General features: G+C 63.2%; 19 protein-coding genes. 10 read left to right on the forward strand and 9 right to left on the reverse strand.

Annotated features, from left to right (window positions below; all coding sequences use genetic code 11):
• Positions 1-16: 16 nt before the first annotated feature.
• Positions 17-391, forward strand: coding sequence for a YciI family protein (locus FJ418_RS00955; protein WP_140863118.1), 375 nt, complete (start codon positions 17-19; stop codon positions 389-391).
• 19 nt (positions 392-410) lie between these two features.
• Here FJ418_RS00955 and FJ418_RS00960 read toward each other — a convergent pair whose 3' ends face one another.
• Both FJ418_RS00960 and FJ418_RS00965 read right to left on the reverse strand, forming a co-directional pair.
• Positions 411-1889: an aspartate aminotransferase family protein gene (locus FJ418_RS00960; RefSeq protein ID WP_140863120.1), complete on the reverse strand. Its 1479-nt coding sequence runs from the start codon at positions 1887-1889 to the stop codon at positions 411-413.
• An 81-nt stretch (positions 1890-1970) separates the two neighbouring features.
• The gene (locus tag FJ418_RS00965) at positions 1971-3056 is read right to left on the reverse strand and encodes a pyridoxal-phosphate dependent enzyme (RefSeq protein WP_140653316.1); all 1086 of its coding nucleotides are present in this window, start codon (positions 3054-3056) and stop codon (positions 1971-1973) included.
• 170 nt (positions 3057-3226) lie between these two features.
• Here FJ418_RS00965 and FJ418_RS00970 point away from each other — a divergent pair, with 170 nt between their 5' ends.
• Positions 3227-5296, forward strand: a complete 2070-nt coding sequence (locus FJ418_RS00970; protein WP_246682862.1) for a transcriptional regulator — start codon at positions 3227-3229, stop codon at positions 5294-5296.
• Positions 5297-5413: 117 nt separating this feature from the next.
• On the opposite strand, the gene FJ418_RS00975 is transcribed toward FJ418_RS00970, so the two are convergent.
• The 6 genes from FJ418_RS00975 to FJ418_RS01000 all read right to left on the reverse strand — a co-directional run bounded on the left by FJ418_RS00975 (position 5414) and on the right by FJ418_RS01000 (position 11949).
• The gene (locus FJ418_RS00975; RefSeq protein WP_140653314.1) at positions 5414-6451 is read right to left on the reverse strand and encodes an MBL fold metallo-hydrolase; all 1038 of its coding nucleotides are present in this window, start codon (positions 6449-6451) and stop codon (positions 5414-5416) included.
• Positions 6452-6633: 182 nt separating this feature from the next.
• Positions 6634-7884, reverse strand: coding sequence for an autotransporter outer membrane beta-barrel domain-containing protein (locus FJ418_RS00980; protein ID WP_140863123.1), 1251 nt, complete (start codon positions 7882-7884; stop codon positions 6634-6636).
• Between the two features lie 47 nt (positions 7885-7931).
• Positions 7932-8621 carry a hypothetical protein gene (locus FJ418_RS00985; protein WP_140863125.1) on the reverse strand — a complete coding sequence of 230 codons (690 nt, stop codon included), beginning with the start codon at positions 8619-8621 and terminating at the stop codon, positions 7932-7934.
• A gap of 156 nt (positions 8622-8777) precedes the next feature.
• A complete protein-coding gene (gene choV, locus FJ418_RS00990; RefSeq protein WP_140676350.1) occupies positions 8778-9959 on the reverse strand; it encodes a choline ABC transporter ATP-binding protein in 1182 nt (393 codons plus the stop codon).
• Positions 9956-10810: a choline ABC transporter permease subunit gene (gene choW / locus FJ418_RS00995; protein WP_140645726.1), complete on the reverse strand. Its 855-nt coding sequence runs from the start codon at positions 10808-10810 to the stop codon at positions 9956-9958. The genes choV and choW overlap by 4 nt, the downstream gene beginning before the upstream one ends.
• A gap of 203 nt (positions 10811-11013) precedes the next feature.
• Positions 11014-11949 carry a choline ABC transporter substrate-binding protein gene (locus tag FJ418_RS01000; RefSeq protein ID WP_140645725.1) on the reverse strand — a complete coding sequence of 312 codons (936 nt, stop codon included), beginning with the start codon at positions 11947-11949 and terminating at the stop codon, positions 11014-11016.
• On the opposite strand from FJ418_RS01000, the gene FJ418_RS01005 reads away from it, so the two are divergent.
• The 8 genes from FJ418_RS01005 (at position 11948) to FJ418_RS01040 (ending at position 21894) form a co-directional block, all read left to right on the forward strand.
• The gene (locus FJ418_RS01005) at positions 11948-12190 is read left to right on the forward strand and encodes a hypothetical protein (RefSeq protein ID WP_140645724.1); all 243 of its coding nucleotides are present in this window, start codon (positions 11948-11950) and stop codon (positions 12188-12190) included. The two genes, FJ418_RS01000 and FJ418_RS01005, sit on opposite strands and share 2 nt — an antisense overlap.
• An 8-nt stretch (positions 12191-12198) precedes the next feature.
• Positions 12199-12810 (forward strand): thymidine kinase, encoded by a 612-nt coding sequence (locus FJ418_RS01010; protein ID WP_140863128.1) that lies wholly within the window; start codon positions 12199-12201, stop codon positions 12808-12810.
• A gap of 328 nt (positions 12811-13138) precedes the next feature.
• Positions 13139-14227 (forward strand): hypothetical protein, encoded by a 1089-nt coding sequence (locus tag FJ418_RS01015; protein ID WP_140653306.1) that lies wholly within the window; start codon positions 13139-13141, stop codon positions 14225-14227.
• Between the two features lie 34 nt (positions 14228-14261).
• Positions 14262-15407: a hypothetical protein gene (locus tag FJ418_RS01020; protein WP_140863131.1), complete on the forward strand. Its 1146-nt coding sequence runs from the start codon at positions 14262-14264 to the stop codon at positions 15405-15407.
• A 24-nt stretch (positions 15408-15431) separates the two neighbouring features.
• Positions 15432-17342, forward strand: coding sequence for an ATP-binding protein (locus tag FJ418_RS01025; RefSeq protein ID WP_140863134.1), 1911 nt, complete (start codon positions 15432-15434; stop codon positions 17340-17342).
• A complete protein-coding gene (locus FJ418_RS01030; protein WP_140863137.1) occupies positions 17335-18669 on the forward strand; it encodes a DUF6638 family protein in 1335 nt (444 codons plus the stop codon). The genes FJ418_RS01025 and FJ418_RS01030 overlap by 8 nt, the downstream gene beginning before the upstream one ends.
• Positions 18670-18771: 102 nt before the next feature.
• A complete protein-coding gene (locus FJ418_RS01035; RefSeq protein WP_140653296.1) occupies positions 18772-19896 on the forward strand; it encodes a DUF2333 family protein in 1125 nt (374 codons plus the stop codon).
• Between the two features lie 318 nt (positions 19897-20214).
• Positions 20215-21894: a formate--tetrahydrofolate ligase gene (locus tag FJ418_RS01040; protein WP_140645716.1), complete on the forward strand. Its 1680-nt coding sequence runs from the start codon at positions 20215-20217 to the stop codon at positions 21892-21894.
• Between the two features lie 67 nt (positions 21895-21961).
• Here FJ418_RS01040 and FJ418_RS01045 read toward each other — a convergent pair whose 3' ends face one another.
• Positions 21962-23275 (reverse strand): hypothetical protein, encoded by a 1314-nt coding sequence (locus tag FJ418_RS01045; protein WP_140863140.1) that lies wholly within the window; start codon positions 23273-23275, stop codon positions 21962-21964.
• Positions 23276-23286: the final 11 nt, after the last annotated feature.

Below are 23286 nucleotides of genomic sequence, written 5' to 3' on the forward strand. Positions count from 1 at the left end.
CGAGGGAGACACGCCCATGTTCTACGCCGTCCTCGCCTATCACGTGGAAGACACTGTGCAGTCCTGGACGCCCGACGAGGACGCGGCGCTGATGAAGGACCTGCTGGAGGTCAACGACAGGCTGACTCGCGACGGCAAGCTTGGGCCTGCGGCAAGGCTTGGCCCGACGGCGGGGGCGGTAACGTTGCGCGGCCCGGCCGACGCCATGGTGATCGATGGCCCGTTCGCCGAGACCAAGGAGCAGTTGCTGGGCCTCTATGTGCTTAACTGCGCGAGTCTTGACGAGGCGATCTCCGCCGCGCGCGATCTCAAGCGCGTCAACCCAAGCGCCGTCTACGAGATCCGACCGATCGCGCTTTATCTGCCCGGCGCGCCGCTGACGGTAAGCTGAGACAGGTTCCCGAGCAGCTTCAGGCCGGTGTCGCGGCCTCGATTTCCCGTCCCAACCGGAGCATCTCGCTGACCACCAGGTCGAGATCGTCGCGGCGCGTGCGGTGATTGGCAATCGCCACCCTTAGGCAATGCCGGCCCTGCACGGTGGTATCGGACAAGGCCGCGATGCCTTCTTCCTGCAACCTGAGCATGATCTCGGTGTTGAGCACCTTGAGCCGCTCTTCGGACGCGCCCGCCAGCCGGTGGCGGAAGCTGACGATGTTGATGGTGGTCGGCGCCATCAGCTCCAGCGTCGGCTCAGCCTCGATCAACCCGGTGAGGTAGCGGGCCTGGGCGATGTTCTGGTCGATCAGCCGGCCGAACTTTTCGACGCCATGCTCCTTCAGCGCCATCCAGATTTTGAGCGCCCGGAAGCCGCGCGATGTCTGCAAGCCGTAATCGTGCAGCCACTCTCCGGACGCGAGGCCGCGCGGCGTCGATTCCAGATATTCCGGCGTGACGGCAAATGTGTTGCGGTGCGCGGATGCGTCCCGCACCAGCGCGCAGCCGGCTTCGAACGGCGCGTGCAGCCATTTGTGCGGATCGAGCGCGATGGAATCCGCCCGCTCGATACCTGCGACGAGCGATCGGCTCTCGGGCGCGATCGCGATCAGCGCGCCGATGCACCCGTCGACATGGAACCAGAGGTCCTCTTCGGCCGCCACGCTCGCCAGCGCCTGAAGGTCGTCGACGGCGCCGGTGTTGACGGTGCCGGCGGTGCCAATCACGCAGGCCGGCTTGAATCCCGCCGCGCGGTCCTCCGCGATTGCCGCCTTGAGCGCGGCGATATCGATGCGCAACCCGGCGTCGGTCGGGATCCGCCGCAACGCCCGGTTGCCGAGGCCCAGCAGCTCCATGGCCTTGCGGTGGCAGGAATGCACCTGGTCCGAAGCGTAGTAGCGCAGCGGCCTGGGGATGGCGCCGACGCCACGTTCGCGCACGTCGACGCCTGCCTTGACGTTGCGCGCCACGGTCAGGCCGATGATGTTGGCCATCGAGCCGCCGCTGACCAGTGTGCCGCTGGCCGAGGTCGGGAAGCCGACCATCTCCTTCATCCAGTTGACGACCTGGCTGTCCATCAGTCCGGCGGCATGGTTGCCGCCGCCGAGATTGGAACCCTGGATCGCCGCCAGGAAGTCGCCGAGCGCGCCGGTGAAGTTGCTGGACCCCATGTACCAGGACCAGAAACGCGGATGGACGTTACCCATCGGGTAAGGCATCAAATTGCGGGCGACGTCGTCATAGACGTCGGCCGCCGGCGCCGGCGAGCGCGGCAAGGGTGCGCCGAAGAATGCCCGCACCTCGGCCGGCATCCCGCGCCAGACCGGCCGGTCGCGGACATCCTTGAGATAGGCGATGGCATCGTCGAGGATCCGGTGCGACAGCGCTCCCACCTCGGCCCAATCCGGTGGATCGAGCGTTTCTTCCGCGTTCGTCGCTTCCTGAAATGTATCCATCTCGCCTCTCCCGCCGGCGCGGGTCGACCCGCGCGTAAAAGAATGACGCCGCCATGCGGGGCGGCGTCGCGGTCGGCATTGTCAGGCTTCGAATTGACAGCTCGGGGTCGAGCGCGACAGCGCCGTTTCCTCGGCGTCCATGTCGGCCTCGATGCCGTCGAAGAGCGGCGTCGACATGTAACGCTCGCCTGTGTCGGGCAGCATGCACAAGATCACCGACCCGGCCGGCGCGGTGCCCGCGATCTGCCGCGCCACCGCAAACGTGGCGCCTCCGGAGATGCCGGTGAAAATGCCTTCCTGCTGCGCCAGCGCCTTCGCCCATTTGATGCCTTCGGGACCGGAGATCGGCACCACCTCGTCATAGTAGCGCTGGTCGATCGCCTCCTGCAGCACATTGGGAATGAAGTCCGGCGTCCAGCCCTGGATCGGATGCGGCTCGAAGGCCGGATGGCTGGCGGCCGGCGCGCCGCCGGCACCGCGCTCTTGGCGCTTGCCGCTGCCGATCAGCTGCGCATTCGCCGGTTCGGTCAGCACGATCTTGACCTCCGGCCGCTCTCGGCGCAGCACGCGGCCGACGCCGGCAACCGTGCCACCGGTGCCGTAGCCGGTGACCAGATAGTCGAGGCGCGACCCGGCGAAATCATTGATGATCTCGCGCGCCGTCGTCGCCTCGTGGATGGCGGCATTGGCCTCGGTCTCGAACTGGCGCGCCAGGAACCAGCCATTGGCTTCGGCGAGCTCGACCGCCTTCTTGTACATGCCGAAACCCTTCTGGGCACGCGGCGTCAGCACCACCTTGGCGCCAAGCATGCGCATCAGCTTGCGGCGCTCGATGGAGAAGCTGTCGGCCATCGTCACCACCAGCGGATAGCCCTTCTGCGCGCAGACCATGGCAAGGCCGATGCCGGTGTTGCCGCTCGTCGCTTCGATCACGGTCTGGCCGGGCTTGAGCTTGCCGCTGCGCTCGCCTTCCTCGATGATGTTGAGCGCCAGCCGGTCCTTCACCGAGGCCGCCGGGTTGAAGAACTCGGCCTTCACATAGATCGTCGCGTGACCCGGACCGAGATTGTTGATGCGGATGACCGGCGTGTCGCCGACCGTATCGAGAATGCTGTCGAACAAACGGCCGCGCCCGGACGTGGTTCTGATTTTCAATTGATGCAACATGGCTTTCTCCTCGATGTCCTCACGTGCCGGTTACAAACCGGCAGCTTTGGCGGCGCGGTTTCGACACCTGGCCGCGATAGGTTGCTTGATCTGCCGCAAAAGCGGCAACGGCGGCGTTCCGGCACGGAATGGGGCTGCCGGCTGCCTCCTGTCATCTTTGGTGATAGACTATGGACCAACTGGCCAGCGTTGGAGAAAGCGTGGAAACATACGTGGAATCCACCCGATCGAGCCTGAACGGCCCCGTTGGCCTGTCCGTAAGGCTGCTCGGGCAACTGACGATTGCCCGCGATGGAGTGCCCGTTACCTTGCCCTCGTCGCGCAAGCTGCGCGCGCTGCTTGCCTATCTGGCGCTGGCGCCCCACCCTGTCAGCCGCAGCCGCCTTTGCGAACTTTTCTGGGACGTGCCCAACGATCCGCGCGGCGAGCTGCGCTGGTGCCTGAGCAAGCTGCGCGCCGCGCTTGACGACCCGGATCGGCGCCGGGTCGAAACCCATGGCGATACGGTGTCGCTTCGCCTCGACGGTGTCCACGTGGACGCGCTGGATGCCGCCGCGGCGGTGGCCGAAGGTGTCGAGACGCTCGATCTCATGCGGTTAGAGGCGCTTTCGCAACATTTCGCCGGCGACTTTCTCGACGGTCTTGAGCTCGATCGCAGCCCGCATTTTGGCAGTTGGCTGACGGCGCAGCGCCGCCGTTTCAGCGCGTGCCATGTCGCCGTCCTGGAGCACATCATCGGTCTTGTCCCGCCCGGAGCCGACGAGGCCGGCGCCTATATCGACAAATGGCTGGAGCTCGCACCCTTCGATGGCCGTGCGCATGTGGCGCTGCTGGAAAATCTGGCCCGGCGCGGACAGATCGGCGCCGGCGAGGACCATCTTGCCACGGCGGCGGAACTGTTCCACTCGGAAGAGCTGGATTTCACGCCATTGCGCGAGGCGTGGCAGGAGATAAAAGCCCGGAACGCCGGCGCAATGCCATGCGCCCGCTCCGGCCCGGCTTTCCCGGTCTCGGAGCCGCCCGTCGCCGCTATCGAATCCGAGCCTGTTGCGACACGCCGGGCGTCGCTTGCGGTGATGCCGTTTGCGGAGAGCGCCGGCGCTGGCGACTTCCGCGGCGGGCTCGCCGACGGCCTCACGCATGACATCATCACGCGGCTTGCCAAGCTTCGCGATTTCTTCGTCATCGCCCGCGGCTCGGTCTTCGCGCTCGCCGAGAAGAATATCGCGCCGGAAGATGCCGGACGCAGGCTGAATGTCGACTATGTCACGACGGGCTCGGTGCGCAGCCTGCCGGGCCGTATCGTCGTTTCCATTGAGCTCGTCGAGGTGCGCACGGCGAGAATCGTCTGGGCCGAGACCTTCGAGCACAATCCCGACGACATCTTCATCGTCATCGAGGATATCGGCAACAGCATCGTCTCCTCGATCGCCGCCGAGATCGCGACGGTGGAGCGCAACCGCGCATTGCTGAAAGCGCCAAACTCGCTCAATGCCTGGGAGGCCTATCATCGTGGCCTCTGGCACATGTATCGCTTCACCCGCCAGGAAAACGAGCTGGCGCAGCATTTCTTCGGCGAGGCGTTGAAGCTCGATCCCACTTTCGCGCGCGCCTATGCCGGCATGTCCTTCACCCATTGGCAGAATGCCTTCCAGCGCTGGGGCGAGCGCGATCGCGAGACCGCGCTTGCCTTCGAAAGCGCCGGCCGGAGCCTTTTGGTCGACGACCGCAACCCTTCCGCCCATTGGGCCATGGGGCGGGCGCTGTGGCTGCGCGGCGAGCAGGACGGTTCATTGCTCGAGCTGGCGAGCGCCGTCGACCTCAGTCCCAATTTCGCGCTCGGCCACTATGCGCTGTCCTTCGTCCATTCGCAGTCGGGCGACCCGCAATCGGCGATCGGTTCGTCCGATCATTCGCGTCATCTCAGCCCCTTCGATCCGCTGCTGTTCGGCATGATGGGCGCCCGCGCCATGGCGCATGCGCGGCTCGGCGAATACAACGAGGCTGCGGAATGGGCGCTGAAGGCGACCGCGAGGCCAAACGCTCATGTCATCATCCTGGCGATCGCCGCCCATTGCCTGGCGCTGGCCGGCCGGCGGGACGAGGCGCGGAATCACGCCGCCATGATCCGCAACACCTTTCCGAATTATCGCGCCGACGACTTCATCGCGACATTCCGTTTCGACCGGGATGGCGAGGCTCTCTTCCGGAATGGCGCGAAGCTGATCGGGCTGAATTGAATCCAATCGGGCCTAATGCATGTCGCGCAAAAGTGTGCAGCGGTTTTGCGATAACGACATGCATGAAAACAAAGGCTTAAAAGCGCGTCGCCTGAATCCGCTTCAGCGCGACGCGCTTTAATGTGACAGCGGCCCGCTGGCCTTGCGCCAGGCGTCGATGCCGCCCTGGATGTGGCGGGCACTGGCAATACCGACATCCTGCGCTGCCTGCACCGCCATCGCCGAGCGCTCGCCAAAGGCGCAGTAGAACAGGATCTGCTTGCTGGTAGACTTCGCCAGTTCATGCAGCATGCCACCGGCGGCGATGTTTTCCTGCAGCCGCGCATAGGGCAGATGGATCGCGCCGGGAATGACGCCGTGCCGCTCGCGTTCTGTCTGCTCGCGCAGGTCGATCAGCGCCACGTCGGGCCGCCCGATCATCGCCAGCGCCTGCTCCGCGCTCACCGCCCAGCCGCGGCTGGCGATATCGTCCTGGTGCAGCCCGACCCGCATGTTGGCTGGCACGGCCACATCCATCATTTTCGGGTTGGACAGATTGAGATTGTTCATGATGTTCACATACTCGTCGACCGACTTGACCTGCAGGCGCGGATTGAAGGCCTTTTCCTCGCCGATCGTCGACACGGTCTCACCCTTGTAGTCATGTGCCGGGAAGATCAGCGTCTCGTCGGGCAGCTTGAGCAGGCGGCCGAAGATCGATTCATATTGCTGGCGCGGATCGCCGTTCTGGAAGTCGGTGCGGCCGGTGCCGCGGATAAGCAGCGTGTCGCCGGTGAAGACCCGGTCCGGCAGGATGAAGCTGTAGGAATCGTCGGTGTGGCCGGGCGTGTAGATGACGTCGAGAGCCAGTCCCTCGATGCCGAGCTTGTCGCCGTCGGCAAGCCGCATCGACACCACGTCGGCCTTGGTCTGCTCGCCCATCACGGTCACGCAATGCGTCTTGTCGCGCAGCGCGCCGAGGCCGGTGATGTGGTCGGCATGAAGATGCGTGTCGACCGCCTTGACCAGCCTGAGGTCCAGCTCATTGACCAGTTGCAGATAGCGCTCGACCTTCTCCAGCACGGGATCGATGATCAGCGCCTCGCCGCCGCGCCGGCTGGCAAGCAGATAGGAGTAGGTGCCCGAAACGGAATCGAAGAGTTGGCGGAAGATCATCGTCGCATACCCCACTTCATTTACACCGCCGGGCATCGCCCGCGCGGTCATAGCAATATTCTACTGCACGGGCTTCTGGAATCGGAATGGATTTCGAAAAATATATATGCCGGTAGACGACCTTCCCTGCGGCGGCGGGATGCCAGCCTTCAAATGCGGTCCGGGCTGGTCGATCAGCTCCCTCAAAAAGCCTTGCTGAGACGGGCCTGGCCGCGGACGGTGAAGGCATTGTCGGTCTCGTAACCCGCCTCGAAGCCGGCATTGAGCATCATGCCGGCGCTCACCTCCGCGGCGACGTCCGCGCCGGCAAAGCCGCGCAACACAAATTTTTTGCCGCCGGCGGGAAAAGAGATGTCCTGGCCGAACAGTGTCGCCGAAACGTCATCGCTGCTTTGCGCAATCGCGTCGATTCCGGCTCGAAGCGTGGTTTGCCAAGTCTGGCTTGGCATGCTGACGGGCGCCAATGCCAGCGCGAGCTGGCCACGCGCCTCGAAGACGTTGACGTTGCGCCGCGCGACCGCGAGATCGCCGTTCGAACCGGTCTCGGCGTAATCGTCGAAGAACAGCCCGGCGTAACGCAGCCGCACGCTGGGTATCAGCGTACCGGACGAAACCGGCAGCCGCGTGCCGAGCGTAACCGACGGGCTGAGGAAGACGCCGTTGAAATCCGCCTGCGCCGTCTCGATGCCGTCGAGCACCAGATTGTTCGCGACACGGCGGCGGCTGCGCTCCTGGAGCACGCCGGCGACGAATGCCGCTTCGGCAAAATTGACCCCTCCGTCATAGCCGAGATAGCCGCCCGCGAACACGCCGCGATGGACGATCTCCTGCGCGTCGTCGTCGACCTCGGTCGATCCGGCGGCGCCTCCGATGAACAAGCCACCGAGGAACCCGTCGCCCGAGCGCGTTTCGGCGCCGGCGACCATGCCGCCAAGCGCCTCGCTGAATCCGGCCGATGCGCCGGAACCGCCCTGGGAGCGTAGCCCGCCGAATGTCGAGATCCAGGCGTCTGGACCTTTATGCGGCGCAGGCAAATCGTCGCTTGGAGCGGACATGCGCGCCTCCGCAACACCGGCTATGCCGTCGACAAGGTCCTCGACCAACGGCCCGCTGCTGGCAAACCCGGTGATGTCCACCACCGCCACGCTGGCGCCGCTCGTCACGAACGGCCTGCCGCCGGTCAGCACGGTTTGCGGCAGGCCGCTTCCTGAAAAGCTCATGACGGCATTCAGTCCGGGGCCGAAGGTGACGGTGTTGCCGGCACCGGAAAAGACGATCGGCCCCTGAATGGCCGTCCCGCCCAAAAGATTCAGCACCGCGTCGGGCGCGCCGAAATAGATCGCCACGCTCTGGTCGCTGAAGACGCGGCCGGAATTGGCCACGACGGAATTGGCGCCTTGGGCGGCAATGCCGACGGCGCCCAAACCTTCCACGATGACCGAACCCGAATTGACGATCGTGGCGTTGCCGAACAGGGTGCCTATGCCTGTCGAGGCTGTCCCGAAACATCGACCGTGCCGCTGTTGGCAATTGCGATGTCATTGCCGCTGGCGCCGATGCCGACGGAAGCCAGCCCCGACACAACGATCGACCCGGAATTTTGCAGTTGAAGACCGTTGCTCTGCCAGATGATCCCGGCGGCGGCGGTCCCATGGGCCTCGATCGAGCCGCTGTTGTCTATCTCCAGGTCCGGCCCATCGCCGATTATGCCTGCGGCGGCCGTGCCTGAAACGCCGATAAAGCCACGGTTGTCCGCCCGCCCACCCAGGGCGTCGCTGATGATGCCGTATGTGGCGACGCCAAACGCTTCGATCGAGCCGTTGTTCACGATGTGCGCATTGCCACCCTCCGACAAGATGCCGATGGAGGCATCGCCTATCGCCAGGATGGCTCCGTTGTTGAGGATGGTCGCGCTGCTGCCTTGCGAATGCACATTGGCGGCGGCGCCGCCCAAGGTTGCAATCAACCCGTCATTGGTGAGCCGCTGGTTCGAGTTGAGCATCCGCACGGCATCGATGCCGGCGCCGAATGTCTCGATCGCCCCGTTCGGCTGCACGATGCCGGTATCGCCGGCAGCGGCCATCGTCTGCTGGCTGGCGACGACGCCATTGCCGATGACAAAATCTTGGGAAAACGCCGCGCCGCTTGCGAGCGAGATCCCGGCGAACATCGATAGCGCTATCGCGCCTGGAACCCCTGTGCGCGACGTCGGCATCACCCCCTCGGCGCATGGGCATACAACAGATAGATTCTGCGCGGGAAGGAACCGGAAAACAAGCCGCAGGCCGCGCGCCCGGACCGGAGACCCGGGCGCCTTCGAAGAAGCCTATCGCCGCAGCACCGCGCTCAGCACGTCGCGGATGCCGATCGCGCCGACGAAGCGCGAGCCTTCATCGAACAGCGCCACCGGCGCCGTCTGCGAGCGGTGCATGGCGAGCATCACCGTCTTCAGCGGCGTGCCGGGGTTGGCCCAGAACACCTGGGCCCCTTCCTCCGGCTGACCCTCGACATCGGCGCAGGAGACCCACACCGCCGGCTTGCCGTCGCGTTCGGCCGCAGCCACCAGGCCGTGGTCGTCGATCTTGAAGCGCGTCGTCTTGCGCCGGTCGAGCCACACCCAGCCGTTCTCGCCCTGTTCGAGATCGCGGCGATCGCGCATCACATTCCATGCCGTCAGCACCGAGAGCGGATTCACATTGGCGATGAAGTCGCGGACATAGTCGTTCGCGGGCCTAAGCACGATGTCTTCCGGCGCGCCGGTCTGGACGATGCGGCCGCCTTCCATGATCGTGATGTGGCTGCCGATCTTCAGCGCCTCCTCGAGGTCGTGGCTGACGAAGATGATGGTTTTCTTCAGCTCGGCCTGCAGTTGCAGCAACTCATCCTGCAGCTTGGTGCGGATCAGCGGGTCGAGCGCCGAGAACGGCTCGTCCATCAACAGGATAGGTGCTTCGGTGGCGAAGGCGCGCGCAAGACCGACACGCTGCTGCATGCCGCCCGAAAGCTCATGGGCGTATTTCTTCGACCATTGATCGAGATGGACCAGCTGCAGCTGCTTCTGCACGCGCGCCTTGCGTTCCGCCTCCGGCACGCCGGCAAGCTCGAGGCCGAAGCCGACATTTTCCTCGACCGTGCGCCATGGCAGCAGGCCGAACTGCTGGAACACCATGGCCACCTGCTTCTGGCGCAACCGCCGCAAGGTCGCCTCGTCGCAGGTGACGACATCGACGGTGCGGTCGCCGTCCTTGACCAGCACCTGGCCTCGCGACACCACATTGAGCCGGTTGACGGCCCGCAGCAGCGTCGACTTGCCGGAGCCGGACAGGCCCATCAGCACCGATATCTCGCCTTCATGCACGGTGAGGCTGGCGCCGGCACAACCCAGCACGTTACCGGTCTTCTCAAGGATTTCGGCGCGCGTAGCGCCCTTGTCGATCATCGCCAGCGAACCTGCCTGATCGGCGCCGAAGACGATGTCCACATTCTTGAAATCAACCGCGACGGTCATTTCTTGCCTCCAACGCCGATGCGGGTCATGCGGTCGAGCACGATGGCGAGCACGACGATGGCGAGGCCCGCCTCAAGCCCGAGATCGATGCGGCGCGAGCCGAGCGCGCGGTTGATTTCGGTGCCGAGGCCGCCGGCGCCGATCAGGGCGGCGAACACCACCATCGACAGCGACAGCATGATCGATTGCGTCAGGCCCGCCATGATGGTCGGCAGCGCCGACGGCAGCTCCACCTTCCACAGAAGCTGGCGCTTGGTGGCTCCGAACGCCTCGCCCGCTTCGACGATCGCCTTGGGCACTGAAACCACGCCGAGATGCGTGAGGCGCACGGCTGTCGGGATGACGAAGATGATGGTGACGATGAGGCCGGGTGCGTTGCCGAGGCCGAACAGCGTCAGCACCGGGATCAGGTAGACGAAGGTCGGCAGCGTCTGCATCAGGTCGAGCACCGGCAGCATGACCCGGTAGACCTTCGGCTTGTGCGCGGCCCAGATGCCGAGCGGCACGCCGATCGCCATGGCCATGGCGGCGGCCGCAACCACCAGCACCAGCGTCTGCACCGTCTGCTTCCACAGATTCTGGTTGATGATGAAGATCAGGCCCAGGAAGACGCCGATGGCGAGCGGCCGCGAACGCTGCAGCAGCCAGGCGATGATCGCGATGACCAGCGCCAGAAGCACGGGCGGGACCACCAGCAGCAGATCCACCGCCCCGTCGAGGATGAAGTTCAGCCCGTTTGAAAACGCCCGAAAGATGGTGTCGAAATTGTCGGTCAGGAAGCCGAAGAAGGCCTTGCCCCACGGCCCGATCGGGATTTTGTAGTCGGTCAGGAATTTCGAAATCGGATCCATCTTTTCCCCTCTCGGCTTTGCCGCGCTTGCCGCACGGTCAGCTTCTCGCAGCTTAACGCATGTCACCCAAAAGTGTGCAGCGGTTTTGGGAAAATGGCATGCGTAAAACAGAGACTTAAAGCGCGATGCGCTTTAAGAAAAAAGGGCAGCCTTTTCTATCTGGCTGCCCTCTTCCGGATCATCGTTCCGGATTCAAAGCCGGCTCAACCTCCGAGCGCGGTCTTGACGGCAGCGGCCGCGTCGCCGCCATCGAAAGTGGTGACGCCGGCAATCCAGGGCGCGACCGCGTCAGGATGCTTCTTCAGCCAGTCCGTCGCCACCGTCTGGGCGTCGCCGCCCTTCAGGATCGCGTCCATCATCTCGCCTTCCATGTCGAGATTGAACTTCAGGTTGGCGATGAACTTGCCGGCGTTCGGGCATTCGGTGGTGTAGCCCTTGCGCACATTGGTATAGACGGTGGCGGCGCCGAAGCCGCTATCGCCCATGCCGTCGAGATAGGTGATCTTCATGGCGCCCATCACCGGATGCGGCGTCCAGCCGAGGAAGGCGATCCACTCGTTGTTCTTCATCGACTGCTCGGCCTGCGTCAGCATGCCGGCTTCGGACGACTCGACCAGTTCGAAGCCTTCGAGGTTGTCCTTCGGGTTCTTGATCATGTCGAGGATGATGCGGTTGCCGTCATTGCCGGCCTCGATGCCGTAGATCTTGCCGTTGAACTTGTCCTTGAACTTGCCGAGATCGGTCAGCGTCTTGACGCCGGCATCCGCGACATAGGTCGGCACGACGATGCCGTAGCCTGCACCGGTCAGGTTGGTGCTGATCGTCTCGACCGACCCGTCGGCGGTGTAGTCCTTGATGTCGTTGGTCATCGACGGCATCCAGTTGCCGAGGAAGACGTCGAGGTCCTTGTTCTTCAGCGAAGCCATGGTCACCGGCACCGAGAGCTGGATCACCTGCGGCTCATAACCGAGCGCGGTGAGCAGCACCGAGGCCAGCCCCGTGGTGGCCTGGATGTCGGTCCAGCCGACATCGGAGAGCCGAACCGCCTTGCAGCTCGCAGGATCGCCGGCATAAGCGGCGGTCGTGGACAGAAGCGCCGCGAGGCCGAGGCCTGCGACGAAAGATTTCATACGCGACATGAACTTTCTCCCATTGCAATTCTTAAGGCAAAGCGAAGTCACGGTTCTTGCGCCCGCCTTGTTTCGTCAGCCAAACACCATTTTGATGTTGTTTCAAGCGGTTCAACATCACGATGAACGGCGCGCGCTGGTCATTAAGCGACATGACACCCTTTTGAGCGACATGGAGTTTTTGAACGGCAGGGAGTTTTTGGTGGACGGAGCCGGTGCCCTCTCCCCGCGCGGCGGCAAGTCGGCTTAAAAGCACCTATGGCCAAGCTTTATTTCCACTACGCGACGATGAACGCCGGCAAGACGACCATGCTTTTGCAGGCATCCTACAACTATCGCGAACGCGGCATGTCGACGATGCTGTTGGTCGCCGGCCATTACTGCAAGGGTGACACCGGATTGATCTCGTCGCGCATCGGCCTCGAATCCGAGGCCGAGATGTTCCGCGGCGGCGACGACCTCTATGCCAGGGTCGCCGAGCACCACCGGCATGCCCCGGTGCATTGCATCTTCGTCGATGAGGCGCAGTTCCTCGAGGAGGAGCAGGTCTGGCAGCTCGCCCGCATCGCCGACCGGCTGAATATTCCGGTCATGTGCTACGGCCTGCGCGCCGATTTCCAGGGCAATCTCTTCTCCGGCTCGCGAGCGCTGCTCGCCATCGCCGACGACCTCCGCGAGGTGCGCACCATCTGCCGTTGCGGGCGCAAGGCGACGATGGTCGTGCGGCTGGGTCCCGAAGGCAAGGTGGCGAAACAGGGCGATCAGGTGGCGATCGGCAAGGATGTCTACGTCTCGCTCTGCCGCCGGCATTGGGAAGAGGAGATGGGCCGCGCCGCGCCCGACGACTTCATCGGTTTTGTCAGCCGCTGAGCCGGAAGGCTGCCTAGAGCCGGATGTCGTCCGAAAACCGCTTCAAGCCTTGACCGGCGCCGGCGAAACGGGCATCGCCGCGGCAAGATATTTGCCGGCGCTGTTTCATGGCCGTTCGCAAAAACAAGACCTTAAGGCATATCAGCCAAAGCTGTTCGATGATGGTGCGCGTTACTAGGCACCATGCGCATGCTTGCCTTGCCTTTCAAGGATCCAACCAATTCTTTTGTTTCGACGCTTCTCCTTGTCTTCCTTCTTTCAATCCCTTGAAGCCCCACATATATTCGCCGCCACGACACGGAAACGGATGCCGAAGCGGGAGGCCCCAATGGCGACATTGCAGAATTTCGATGCCGAAATTGCCAAGACCAAGCAGGTCGTGCAGGACATGCGCACCAAGATCGAGCAGTCCGGCACCGTGCTCGACACGCTCGCCCAGGCCGACAAGAAGATCGGCGACGCCAATTTCGACATCGAGAACGCCCGCATCGAGGACGTGCTCAAGCAACAGAAAGTCATGGAAGGCAACATCGCCGACCTGATCATCGGGCTGGAGGACGCCACCAATGTCTTCGGCGCCGAATTCGAAAGCATGAAGAACTACACCGGCTGGGAAAACTTCGTCGGTGTCTTTTCGGCGCAGCGCAAGCAGCGCATGCGCACCGACCGCGTCCGCAATATGTCGCTTGCCGGCAATCTGCAGGAGCTGCTGGCAAAGTCGGATACCATCGTCGGCATATTGAAGGCGCAGAAGCAGGTCCTCGACCAGCGCTACAAGACCTCGGAGACCAGCCTGTCCCAGGTTATCGAGCGCCGCAAGGTGACGATGACCAATCTTGAAGCGGTGCAGAAGCGCATCGAGGAATTGAACCCGCAGCTGCTCGACATCGAGAACAAGATCGCCGCCTCCACGACCCAGAAGGAGCGCACCGAGCTTGAGGGCGAGCGCTCCAAAATGGCGACCGAATACAATGAAAAGCAGGCCAAGGAGCAGGAGCTGCTGGCCGAAAGCCAGACGCTGGAGCGCTACACCTCGATGTTCCAGACCTTCGTCGATTCGCTCAACAACCAGATCGCCGCGCAGTCGACGCTGATCAACAAGCTGACCATCGACACCGAGCAGCGCATCGTCCTCTACAAGGCCTTGGAAGATTCGCTGAAGACCGCCGCCCAGCAGGACGTCGCCCACAAGATCAACACGCTGGGCAGCCAGGTCGACAACACCGCCGAGGAGACGATGGCCGGCATCGGCGCCGCCTCGCAGAAGCACATCGGCGACCTCTTGGAGATGCACGAGAAGAACATGGTCGCCAGCGCCGACATCCAGCGCCGCAAGAAGCTCGCCGACGATGCCTTCGCCCGCCGCTTCGACGATGTGATGAAGAAGCACAATTCGGCAAACTACGTGCAGTCATAGGCGGCGCCGCTGACTTCATTTCCACGGCAGCCACATGACACCTGAAAACGACGCGGCGGCACGCTATTTCTCCGCCATCACAGAGGCGCTGAGCGGGCTGGAAGTGTTCATGCGCGACGACCGCTCGCCGCTTTACCGGCACGGCATCGTCGCCAGGATCGTCGCGGAGTATATCGCGCGGCTGGACAAGTCCTTCGCCTGCTGGCGCAACCGGCTGGGCTTCATGGACACGTTCCGCATTTCGCGCGCCGACAGCGGCTATCCCGTTTTCCAGAACCTGCTCGAGCTGGAAAACGACCGCCAGCAGGCCGATGCCCGCCTGGCCAACATCCCGCAGGCGGGCGAACTGCGCGAGGAAATGGCCGACTTCATCCTGCGCCACAAGGAGTTTCCCGAGGCGCTGCAGAAATCGATGGCCGAGCGGCTCTATCTGGAGGACGTCAAGAGCGAGGCGACCTTCGGTCCGTTTACCCTGGCGCAGACGGCCAAGGTGTCGGTCAACCCGAAGACCATGCGGCCTTATTATCTCGTCCACTGGGCGACGTTCGACGGCAGCGCCAACCTGCCCCTGGTCTATATGGTGACGGTGGAGGACTCCTCCGAAAACATGGTGCGCCAGCTGGTCGACAGCAACGGCAAGCTGAACGAGAAGGTCGATATCCCGCTTCCCGTCGACGGCCTGCTCAACCCGGAGCTTGCGCACCGCTTCGACGATTTCACCGAGAAGAACTCGGCCTATACTCTCTCGCCGGCGACGATTGCGGTCAATCTCGACAAGGATTTCGAGCCGCTGCATCCCAAGCAGCTGCGGCGCGTGGTGCTTGGCCCCTTCTACTCGGCCGGCATCACCGACAACAATTCGACAGTGACCGAGGTGCTGGCCAAGGTGCGCAAGCCGGAAAACGCCTGGCTGCTTACGTGGACCATCCAGGAGGTCTTCTCCAAGGCCGAGAAACCCGGCCGCAAGGGCCTGTTCTCCAGTGAGAAGACGACGCAGGAATTCTTCATCAACACCGACGACCTCGAAGCGGCGCGCCAGGGCGTGTCGAGCTACGAGAACCACGCGCTGATCCCGCACGAGGCCTACCAGGCGCTCTATGCCGCGGGTGAGGCGCAAAAGATCTTTTCCGGCTACAAGGTCCACATCCTGTCCAACGGACAGGTCATCAGCGACGTCTGACCGTCAAACCGCGGAGCATCCTTCATGGACACCGGCCTGACAACGATCTCGGAAGCCGCAATCGAAAAGCACCGCGCGACCGCGCTGAGCTTCATCACCCGCATCGTCGTGCTGGAGGATCCGTCCCGCGAATCAGGCACCGCGCTCGCCGGCACCAACCGCCGCTTCGTCTCGACCGTGTCGGTCGGTTCGGTGCGCCGCACGCGCGAGGTCGAGCTCTCGAAGACGGTCGCGGCCATCCACCCCGACGACCAGCTGATGAGCATCCCGCAGCACACGCTGCTCTACCGCGCCCGCCGCGGCCTGGCGATCGCGCTCGCCATATCCGACGTCTTCGCCGAAGGCTCCGACCTCGAAAGCCTGCAGGCAAGGAACGTCCGCGCGCCACTCGAAGGCGACGAAGCCGCGAGGTTCAAAAAACTTCTGTCGGCGTCGGCTTACGTGTCGGCCTTCAGCTTCGCTTCCTACCTGTTCCAGCTGATCGACAGCGACGGCGAGGCGCCGAACGATAGCCCCGAACCCGACTTCCTGTTCGACACCCCGCAGGACGCGGTGAAGTCGATCGTCGCTGGTCTCGACAAGGCGATCGCCGGCTCGAAGGACGATGCGGACCTGATGACGCGGGCGCGGGCCTTTGCCCGGGTCGCCATCGACGGGCTCTTGGCGCGCAAGGGCCGCTTCGACGGCATCGGCCCATTCGAGAACGCGCATATCCGCATCGATGTCGACGATTTCATCCTCGATGGCTTCGACGTCGCGCCCGGCAAACGATCCAAGCCGCTGGTGATGACCTTCAAGAAGCCGGAAGAGGTCGTCGGCAACCACATCGCCAAATACCAGTCGGTCAAACTGGCCAAGATGCTGATGGCCTATGATTTCGAGCGCGAGCTCAATCCCTTTGTCGAGCTTGGCGGCTTCCTCTTCACCTTCATCGGCGACGGCGCGCCGGGCACCGGCAAGACGACGCTGATCCAGATGATCGCCGGCCTCGTCAATGGCTACTGTCAGGTCGCAGGCTATCCTTTTGCTTACGAGAATTTGGGCGTCGACCAGATCTCGTCCTATCAGGGCAAGTCCGGCCAAAACTGCCGCCAGTTCATCAACAACGTGCTCAATCCGCGCGTCATCGGCTTCGGCACCATCGACGACATCGACCAGGTGGCGGCGCGCCGTTCCGACGACCGCGCCTCGGCCGGCCAGCAGGAGATCACCGGCGTCTTGATGGACGCCTTGGCCGGCGCATCCACCGTGGTGCGCGGCAACTGCTCCTTCGGCATGTTTTCCAACTATCCGGAAAATGTCGACGATGCGCTGCGCCAGCGCGCCGGCGCGCGATGGCTGGTCGACGGCCCGCAGACCCGCGACGACTATATCGACATCTTCGTGCTGCTTGCCGGCAAGAACCACAAGATCCCGCTCGGCGAGCACGAGCTCTATGCCGCGCAGGAGATCCAGCGTGCGGTGAGCGAGGCCTATGAAGAGCACGAAAAGCCGCGGGAAGACGGGCTGATGAAGGTCTATGAGCGCTACATGAAGGAGAACGGCGCGCCCAAGACCATGGCCGATGTCGGCACCTACCTGCACATGATCAAGGACGCCGAGCCGCGTTTCACCGGCCGCGCGATCAAGAACGTCACCGACGCCATCAAGATGCGCGCCATGGATATCGAGTTGCCGGACGACTGGTTCGAGAAGCCGGAAGCCTTCATGCACAAGAGCTACGACGACAAGAAGGCGATGATCGAGGAACTGCGCGGACCATTCTCGATGGACGTGGTCATGCAGGAGATCAACCGCTACGCCGATTCCGAGTTCCGTTATTCCGACAAGTCCGACGATGCCGCGGTGGAGAAGCTCCTGCGCGACGCAAGGCTGCGCGAGCGGGCGGCGCGCGAGATGGAGGAATTGAAGAAGAAGGGCTCGTGGAATGCGTAAGCCTTCGCCGGCGGCGGCTGCGCCGCCCGCCGCCAAAAAGCCCGATCTTCTGCGCGACAACGAGCTGATCTACGGCCGCTTGCTCGCCATCGACGAGCCGCACCTCATCCAGCGCTACAACAAGGCGCTTGCCGCCTTCGGCCTCGAGCCCACCAAGCTCGCAAGCTTCCAGATCGACCGCACCGGCTTCTCGCCGGAGATCGCCGAGGAATGCGGCGACTATGACTATCTCGACCCCAACGAGGTCAACCGCCGCTTCATCATCCTGACGCCGTCGCAGATCGACCTGCCGGTGGTGCATACCGCCTTCTCCAACACCTCGCAGCTGATGTTCGAGTTCATGTCGAAGAACCAGCGCGCCATCGACGCGCTGACCATCAAGGACGTGATCTACGGCGAGATCGAGGACTCGGTTCCCAAGGTCAACGACATCGAGGACCTGCTGTCGATCAACCAGGTCGAGTTCAAGGTGCTGTCGGCAGAGGACGTGCTGGGCAAGGCGGCCGAGCTCGGCAAGCTGGTCGACCGGCTGAAGCAGGAGCCCGACGCCTGGCGCGACAACGCCATGCTCCAGCGCATGATCGATCTTGCCAAGGTCTGCGGCGACATCCGTGAGAACGCGCTGGTGCCGGACCAGGTTATCTTCCGTCACAACGCCTACTGGACCAGCCATTTCGGCGGGCTCTACGTCTTCGTCGACCCCGATATGACGACGGTGATCGGCGATCCGGCCGCACCCGGCTTCCGCCGCTCGCGGCCATGGCAGGTGAGCTATCTGTCGATCTACGACGCCGACAAGGTGTTCCGCTTCCTGGCCGCCACCGGCCGGCTCGACCTGCCGCGCGCCTCATGGATCGAGGCTTCCGGCTATCTCGAGCATCGCGCAGAGATGGTCGTGCGCGCGCTGATCCGCGACGCCGAGCCCAACCGCAATCTGACCGATGTCGACAAGGTGTGGCTGCAGACCTGGATCCACGGCCATGCCGACCTGATCGCCCAGGATGGGAACTTTCCCTTCCTCAATGCCGCCAAGCGCGAAATCGCCCAGTTCGGCCATCTCAAGATCGAGGATGTGCCGCCGCGCCAGCGATTCCTGGTCGTGCGCGCCAAGCCCGACCATCCCGATGCCTGGCTGACCAACCAGTTGATCTCGGATTTCGTGCCGCAGGACTTCGTTTCGCGTTACGTCTTCAACAAGCCGGGTTTCTACAAGGACTATGACGGCTTCAGCGACGCCTGGAGAAGCCATGTTGTGGACGTTCTGAAAACCACATATTTGAAGGAAAAGGCGGCGTTCCGCGCGCGCCTTTACGGCTTGACTGACTAGAACGAAATGAACCGTCATTTCGTTCTAACTTATTGTTTTGGCGCATGATGTTATCCAAAAAGTCTGCAACTTTTTGGCATCGTGCTAGGGGGTGCCACAGCCATGCTCGACCCGATCGTGAACTTCTTCACCCAGATATTCCAGTGGATCGGCCGCGGCATCGGCTTCGTCATCGGCGTCATCCTGTGGCCATTCATGTGGGTCGGCCGCTGGTACGGGCAACGCGGCTGGATTCTGAAGGCCGTGGTCGGTCTTGCCCTCCTGGTGCTGATCGGCCTCTACGCCAATTTCTTCTACGCTACCCAGTGGTGGAACAATTTCAACCCGAACTATCCCGACACCTACACGTTCGAGAAGCGGAACGTGTCGGCGGGCGAGCAGGTTTCGGCCGGCAGCGGCACCGATACGGCCAAGACCTGCGGCAACTCCGCCATCGCCCAGGTTGCCGCCGATCTGACGGACTTCAACGTCAACCAGAATGCCTGGATCTCGTCGATGATCCTCTACAAGCTCGGCCTGTTCGGCATCGATTGGGACAACACGCCCTGGATGGACAACAAGGCGTCCTTCCAGCGCGGCATCAACCAGGCGGTGCGGCGCACCGCGACCGAGCTTGCCGACAATCTCGGCCGCGTTCGCACGACCTCGCAGATCGACGCCGACCTGCAGGACGCGCGCGGCAATCTGCAGTTCGACGAATACACCTGGTATTTCGGCCTGAACCCGTTCGGCCCCAAGACGCCGACGCCGAGCTATTATCGCGACGCTGTGCGCAAGCTGCGCTCCTTCAACGCCCGTCTCGCCACCTGCCAGGCGACCTTCGACGCCCGCGCCGACAATCTGAAGCAATATATCGACCGCATCGCTTCGGACATCGGCTCGACCTCGGCCATCCTCAAGGAACGCGCCGAAAACCACAACAATGGCTGGTTCGATACCCGCGCCGACGACCGCTTCTGGTTCGCTTATGGCCAGCTCTACGCCTATTACGGCCTGATGAGGGGCGCCCAGGCCGACTTCGAGGATGTGATCAAGGAAAAGCACCTGCAGAATCTGTGGGACACGATGGACCAGCAATTCGTCTCGGCGCTGCGCATCCAGCCCTTCATCATCGCCAATGGCCGCGAGGATGGCTGGCTCCTGCCGACGCATCTGACGACGATGGGTTTCTACATCCTGCGGGTGCGCTCCAACATGGTCGAGATCAGCAACGTGCTGACGCAGTAGCAGCCTCTTCGGCCAAGACAGGGATGGTGGATTTGCGCCGTCGCTTCTGTCGCTTTTCGCGTATTCAGCGGCTGTTTTGAGACGGCGGAACGGCCTTCGCTCTGGCTTCTATACGCCGCAAACGACTGGGGTCGAAGACCCGAACAGGGTCGCACCGGGAACAGCAATATTCTTTCTTTACAGGAAACATAGTTGCATGAAAGTTGACGCCCAGGCAGCGACAGGGTTAGAAAACACCCTTGCGCCCGTGCGGCGTTCCAAACATGCACAATTGATCAAAACAGTCCCTTCCAACGCCCAATCCAGAGGAAAGCCGTCATGGCCGAAGTGAAGTCCGACATCGAGATCGCGCGCGCCGCCAAGAAAAAACAAATCCAGGAGATCGGCGCCAAGATCGGCATTCCGACCGAACACCTTCTGCCCTACGGCCACGACAAGGCAAAAATCTCGGCCGAGTTCATCAAGTCGGTCAAGGGCAACAAGGACGGCAAGCTGATCCTGGTCACCGCCATCAACCCGACGCCGGCCGGCGAAGGCAAGACCACCACCACCGTCGGCCTCGGCGACGGCCTGAACCGCATCGGCAAGAAGGCGATCATCTGCATCCGCGAAGCCTCGCTCGGCCCGAATTTCGGCGTCAAGGGCGGCGCCGCCGGCGGCGGCTACGCGCAGGTCGTGCCGATGGAGGACATGAACCTCCATTTCACCGGCGACTTCCACGCCATCACCACCGCACACAATCTGCTCTCGGCGCTGATCGACAACCACATCTACTGGGGCAACGAACTCGGCATCGACACCCGCCGCGTCGCCTGGCGCCGCGTCATGGACATGAACGACCGGGCGCTGCGCGAGATCATCTGCTCGCTCGGCGGCGTCGCCAACGGCTATCCGCGCGAAGCCGGCTTCGACATCACTGTCGCCTCGGAAGTGATGGCGATCCTGTGCCTGGCCACCGATCTCAAGGACCTTGAGAAGCGCCTCGGCGACATCATCGTCGCCTACCGCCGCGACAAGTCGCCGGTCTATGCCCGCGACCTCAAGGCCGACGGCGCCATGGCGGTGCTGTTGAAGGACGCCATGCAGCCCAACCTGGTGCAGACGCTGGAGAACAACCCGGCCTTCGTGCATGGCGGCCCGTTCGCCAATATCGCGCATGGCTGCAACTCCGTCGTCGCCACCACGACGGCGCTGAAGCTCGCCGACTATGTCGTCACCGAAGCCGGCTTCGGCGCGGACCTTGGTGCCGAGAAATTCTTCGACATCAAATGCCGCAAGGCGGGCCTGAAGCCTTCCGCTGCGGTCATCGTCGCGACCGTGCGCGCCATGAAGATGAATGGCGGCGTCAAGAAGGAAGACCTCGGCAAGGAAAACATCGAGGCGGTCAAGAAGGGCTGCGCCAATCTCGGCCGTCACATCGAGAACATCCGCCAGTTCGGCGTGCCGGCTGTGGTTGCCATCAACCACTTCTATTCCGACACCGAGGCCGAGATCCAGGCGATGAAAGACTATGTCGCCTCGATGGGCGAAGAGGCGATCCTGTGCAAGCACTGGGCCAACGGTTCGGCCGGCATCGAGGACCTTGCCAACAAGGTGGTGGCGCTCGCCGAATCCGGCGCCTCCCAGTTCGCGCCGCTCTATCCCGACGCAATGCCGCTGTTCGAGAAGATCAACACCATCGTCCAGCGTATCTATCGCGGCTCGGAAGCGATCGCCGACAAGTCGGTGCGCGATCAGCTCAAGGCGTGGGAAGAAGCCGGCTACGGCAATCTGCCGGTCTGCATGGCCAAGACCCAGTATTCCTTCTCGACCGACCCGAACCTGCGCGGCGCGCCGACCGGCCACACCGTGCCGGTGCGCGAGGTCAGGCTCTCGGCCGGCGCCGGCTTCGTCGTCATCATCTGCGGCGAGGTCATGACCATGCCCGGCCTGCCCAAGGCGCCGTCTTCGGAAAAGATCTTCTTGAACGAGGCCGGCCAGATCGAGGGCCTGTTCTAAAACTTCGTTCGAATTGAACGACCAAGGGCGCCGCCTCATCGCGGCGCCCTTTTTGTTTCGCCGGCCTTCATGCCACCGTGGGCGAGCCGAACTTCTTGATGCCGGCGACCGACATCGAGACGAACTGGTCGAGGATGGCGAAGAAAATATCGAGGCTGAAGCCGAACAGGAAAGCGAAGGTGAACAGGCTGAATCCTATGCCGGTCACCTCGCCGCCGAGCTTGGTCCCAGGCGCCATGAACCAGGCGAGGATCATGCCGGCAAGCCCGCCGAGCGCGATGCGGTGAATGAGCCGGGACAGCGGCGGATTGGGCAAAAGCGGGTTCAGGATCATGCGCATGTGGAACATAATGCCGCCAAGCGCGCCGTAAAGCGCGGGCAGGATCCAGAGCGCATAGGGGCTGAGGACCTCGCTGAGCGTCTTGGCCTGCAGTGTCAGCGTCGAAATCGAATTCGGCGTGATGGTGATGACGCCTTCGCACTGCAGATCGCGTGTCGCCTCATCGAAATCCGCGTTCACATCTTCGGCCTGGCCGGCGATGCCGGTGGCGCTTACGGCTTGCGTGCCGCCTTCGGTATTGCCGTTGTTCCTGCAATCGAAATCCGACTGCTTGAGCGGCTGGCTGTTCCCGGCCCCGCTTTGCTGCTGCGCCAGCGCGATTTGCTGACCGCAGAACTGGTCTATGGCCATCTGCCGGGGGTTGGAGAAATCGATTGGCGCGCCCGCGTTGGCCGACGAAGCCGAAAGCTTGCAATAGGCCCATTGCATGCCCCAGAGCGGGAATGGCGCTTCCTGTGTCATGAACCCCTGCGCCCGCACCAGCAGCGAGGAAAAACGTTGATCGAGCGAATGCAGGCTGTCGACGGAATTGTAGTAGGCATCCTTGAGAAGCGTCAGATCGGTCGCCGACGCCTGCTGGGCGGCGGCCGAGCTCAATTGCTTCTTCGTCGCCCAGACCTGCCGGATCGACTGTCCGAACCGGGCGCTGAAATCGTTGTTATCGATCTCCTGCAGTTCCGCATTGATCGAAACGCCCCTGTTGTAGACATAGGTCAGCTTGCCGATGACGATCATCATCGTCACCGACAGGGCGATCAGAAAATAGGTTGCCAGCGCGGTCCGCCGCGACATGTCGCCGGGCGACCAGCCGGTGCGGAGCGCGGCCAGCGTGGAAAACGGCACGGTGTTGGAGCAATCGTTGAACACTGTCTGAAGCTTGACGACCTCGGGCTGGCTTGCGGTCGCGCCATTGAGCTTTTCCGCATCGCCGATGGCGGCGAAGAGGGCGCTGTCCTTGAACACGCCGTAGCGGCCATAGCCGGCAACCAGCTTGGCGTCGGCGAGCAACCCTGAGACAAGAGGATCGTGGGACGTCGTCATCGCTTCCCCCG

The organism is Mesorhizobium sp. B2-8-3, assembly GCF_006440815.1.
Lineage (GTDB): Bacteria > Pseudomonadota > Alphaproteobacteria > Rhizobiales > Rhizobiaceae > Mesorhizobium.

Bases quoted from the DNA above. Each gene is read 5' to 3' on its own strand.
- FJ418_RS01010 (WP_140863128.1), top strand. From the start codon at position 12,199: ATGGCCAAGCTTTATTTCCACTACGCGACGATGAACGCCGGCAAGACG.
- FJ418_RS00955 (WP_140863118.1), top strand. From the start codon at position 17: ATGTTCTACGCCGTCCTCGCCTATCACGTGGAAGACACTGTGCAGTCC.
- FJ418_RS01040 (WP_140645716.1), top strand. From the start codon at position 20,215: ATGGCCGAAGTGAAGTCCGACATCGAGATCGCGCGCGCCGCCAAGAAA.
- FJ418_RS00975 (WP_140653314.1), bottom strand. From the start codon at position 6,451: ATGATCTTCCGCCAACTCTTCGATTCCGTTTCGGGCACCTACTCCTAT.
- FJ418_RS00970 (WP_246682862.1), top strand. From the start codon at position 3,227: ATGGACCAACTGGCCAGCGTTGGAGAAAGCGTGGAAACATACGTGGAA.
- choW (WP_140645726.1), bottom strand. From the start codon at position 10,810: ATGGATCCGATTTCGAAATTCCTGACCGACTACAAAATCCCGATCGGG.
- FJ418_RS01005 (WP_140645724.1), top strand. From the start codon at position 11,948: ATGAACTTTCTCCCATTGCAATTCTTAAGGCAAAGCGAAGTCACGGTT.
- FJ418_RS00960 (WP_140863120.1), bottom strand. From the start codon at position 1,889: ATGGATACATTTCAGGAAGCGACGAACGCGGAAGAAACGCTCGATCCA.
- FJ418_RS01015 (WP_140653306.1), top strand. From the start codon at position 13,139: ATGGCGACATTGCAGAATTTCGATGCCGAAATTGCCAAGACCAAGCAG.
- FJ418_RS00965 (WP_140653316.1), bottom strand. From the start codon at position 3,056: ATGTTGCATCAATTGAAAATCAGAACCACGTCCGGGCGCGGCCGTTTG.
- FJ418_RS01000 (WP_140645725.1), bottom strand. From the start codon at position 11,949: ATGTCGCGTATGAAATCTTTCGTCGCAGGCCTCGGCCTCGCGGCGCTT.
- choV (WP_140676350.1), bottom strand. From the start codon at position 9,959: ATGACCGTCGCGGTTGATTTCAAGAATGTGGACATCGTCTTCGGCGCC.
- FJ418_RS00985 (WP_140863125.1), bottom strand. From the start codon at position 8,621: ATGTTCGCCGGGATCTCGCTCGCAAGCGGCGCGGCGTTTTCCCAAGAT.
- FJ418_RS01035 (WP_140653296.1), top strand. From the start codon at position 18,772: ATGCTCGACCCGATCGTGAACTTCTTCACCCAGATATTCCAGTGGATC.
- FJ418_RS01025 (WP_140863134.1), top strand. From the start codon at position 15,432: ATGGACACCGGCCTGACAACGATCTCGGAAGCCGCAATCGAAAAGCAC.
- FJ418_RS01030 (WP_140863137.1), top strand. From the start codon at position 17,335: ATGCGTAAGCCTTCGCCGGCGGCGGCTGCGCCGCCCGCCGCCAAAAAG.
- FJ418_RS01020 (WP_140863131.1), top strand. From the start codon at position 14,262: ATGACACCTGAAAACGACGCGGCGGCACGCTATTTCTCCGCCATCACA.
- FJ418_RS01045 (WP_140863140.1), bottom strand. From the start codon at position 23,275: ATGACGACGTCCCACGATCCTCTTGTCTCAGGGTTGCTCGCCGACGCC.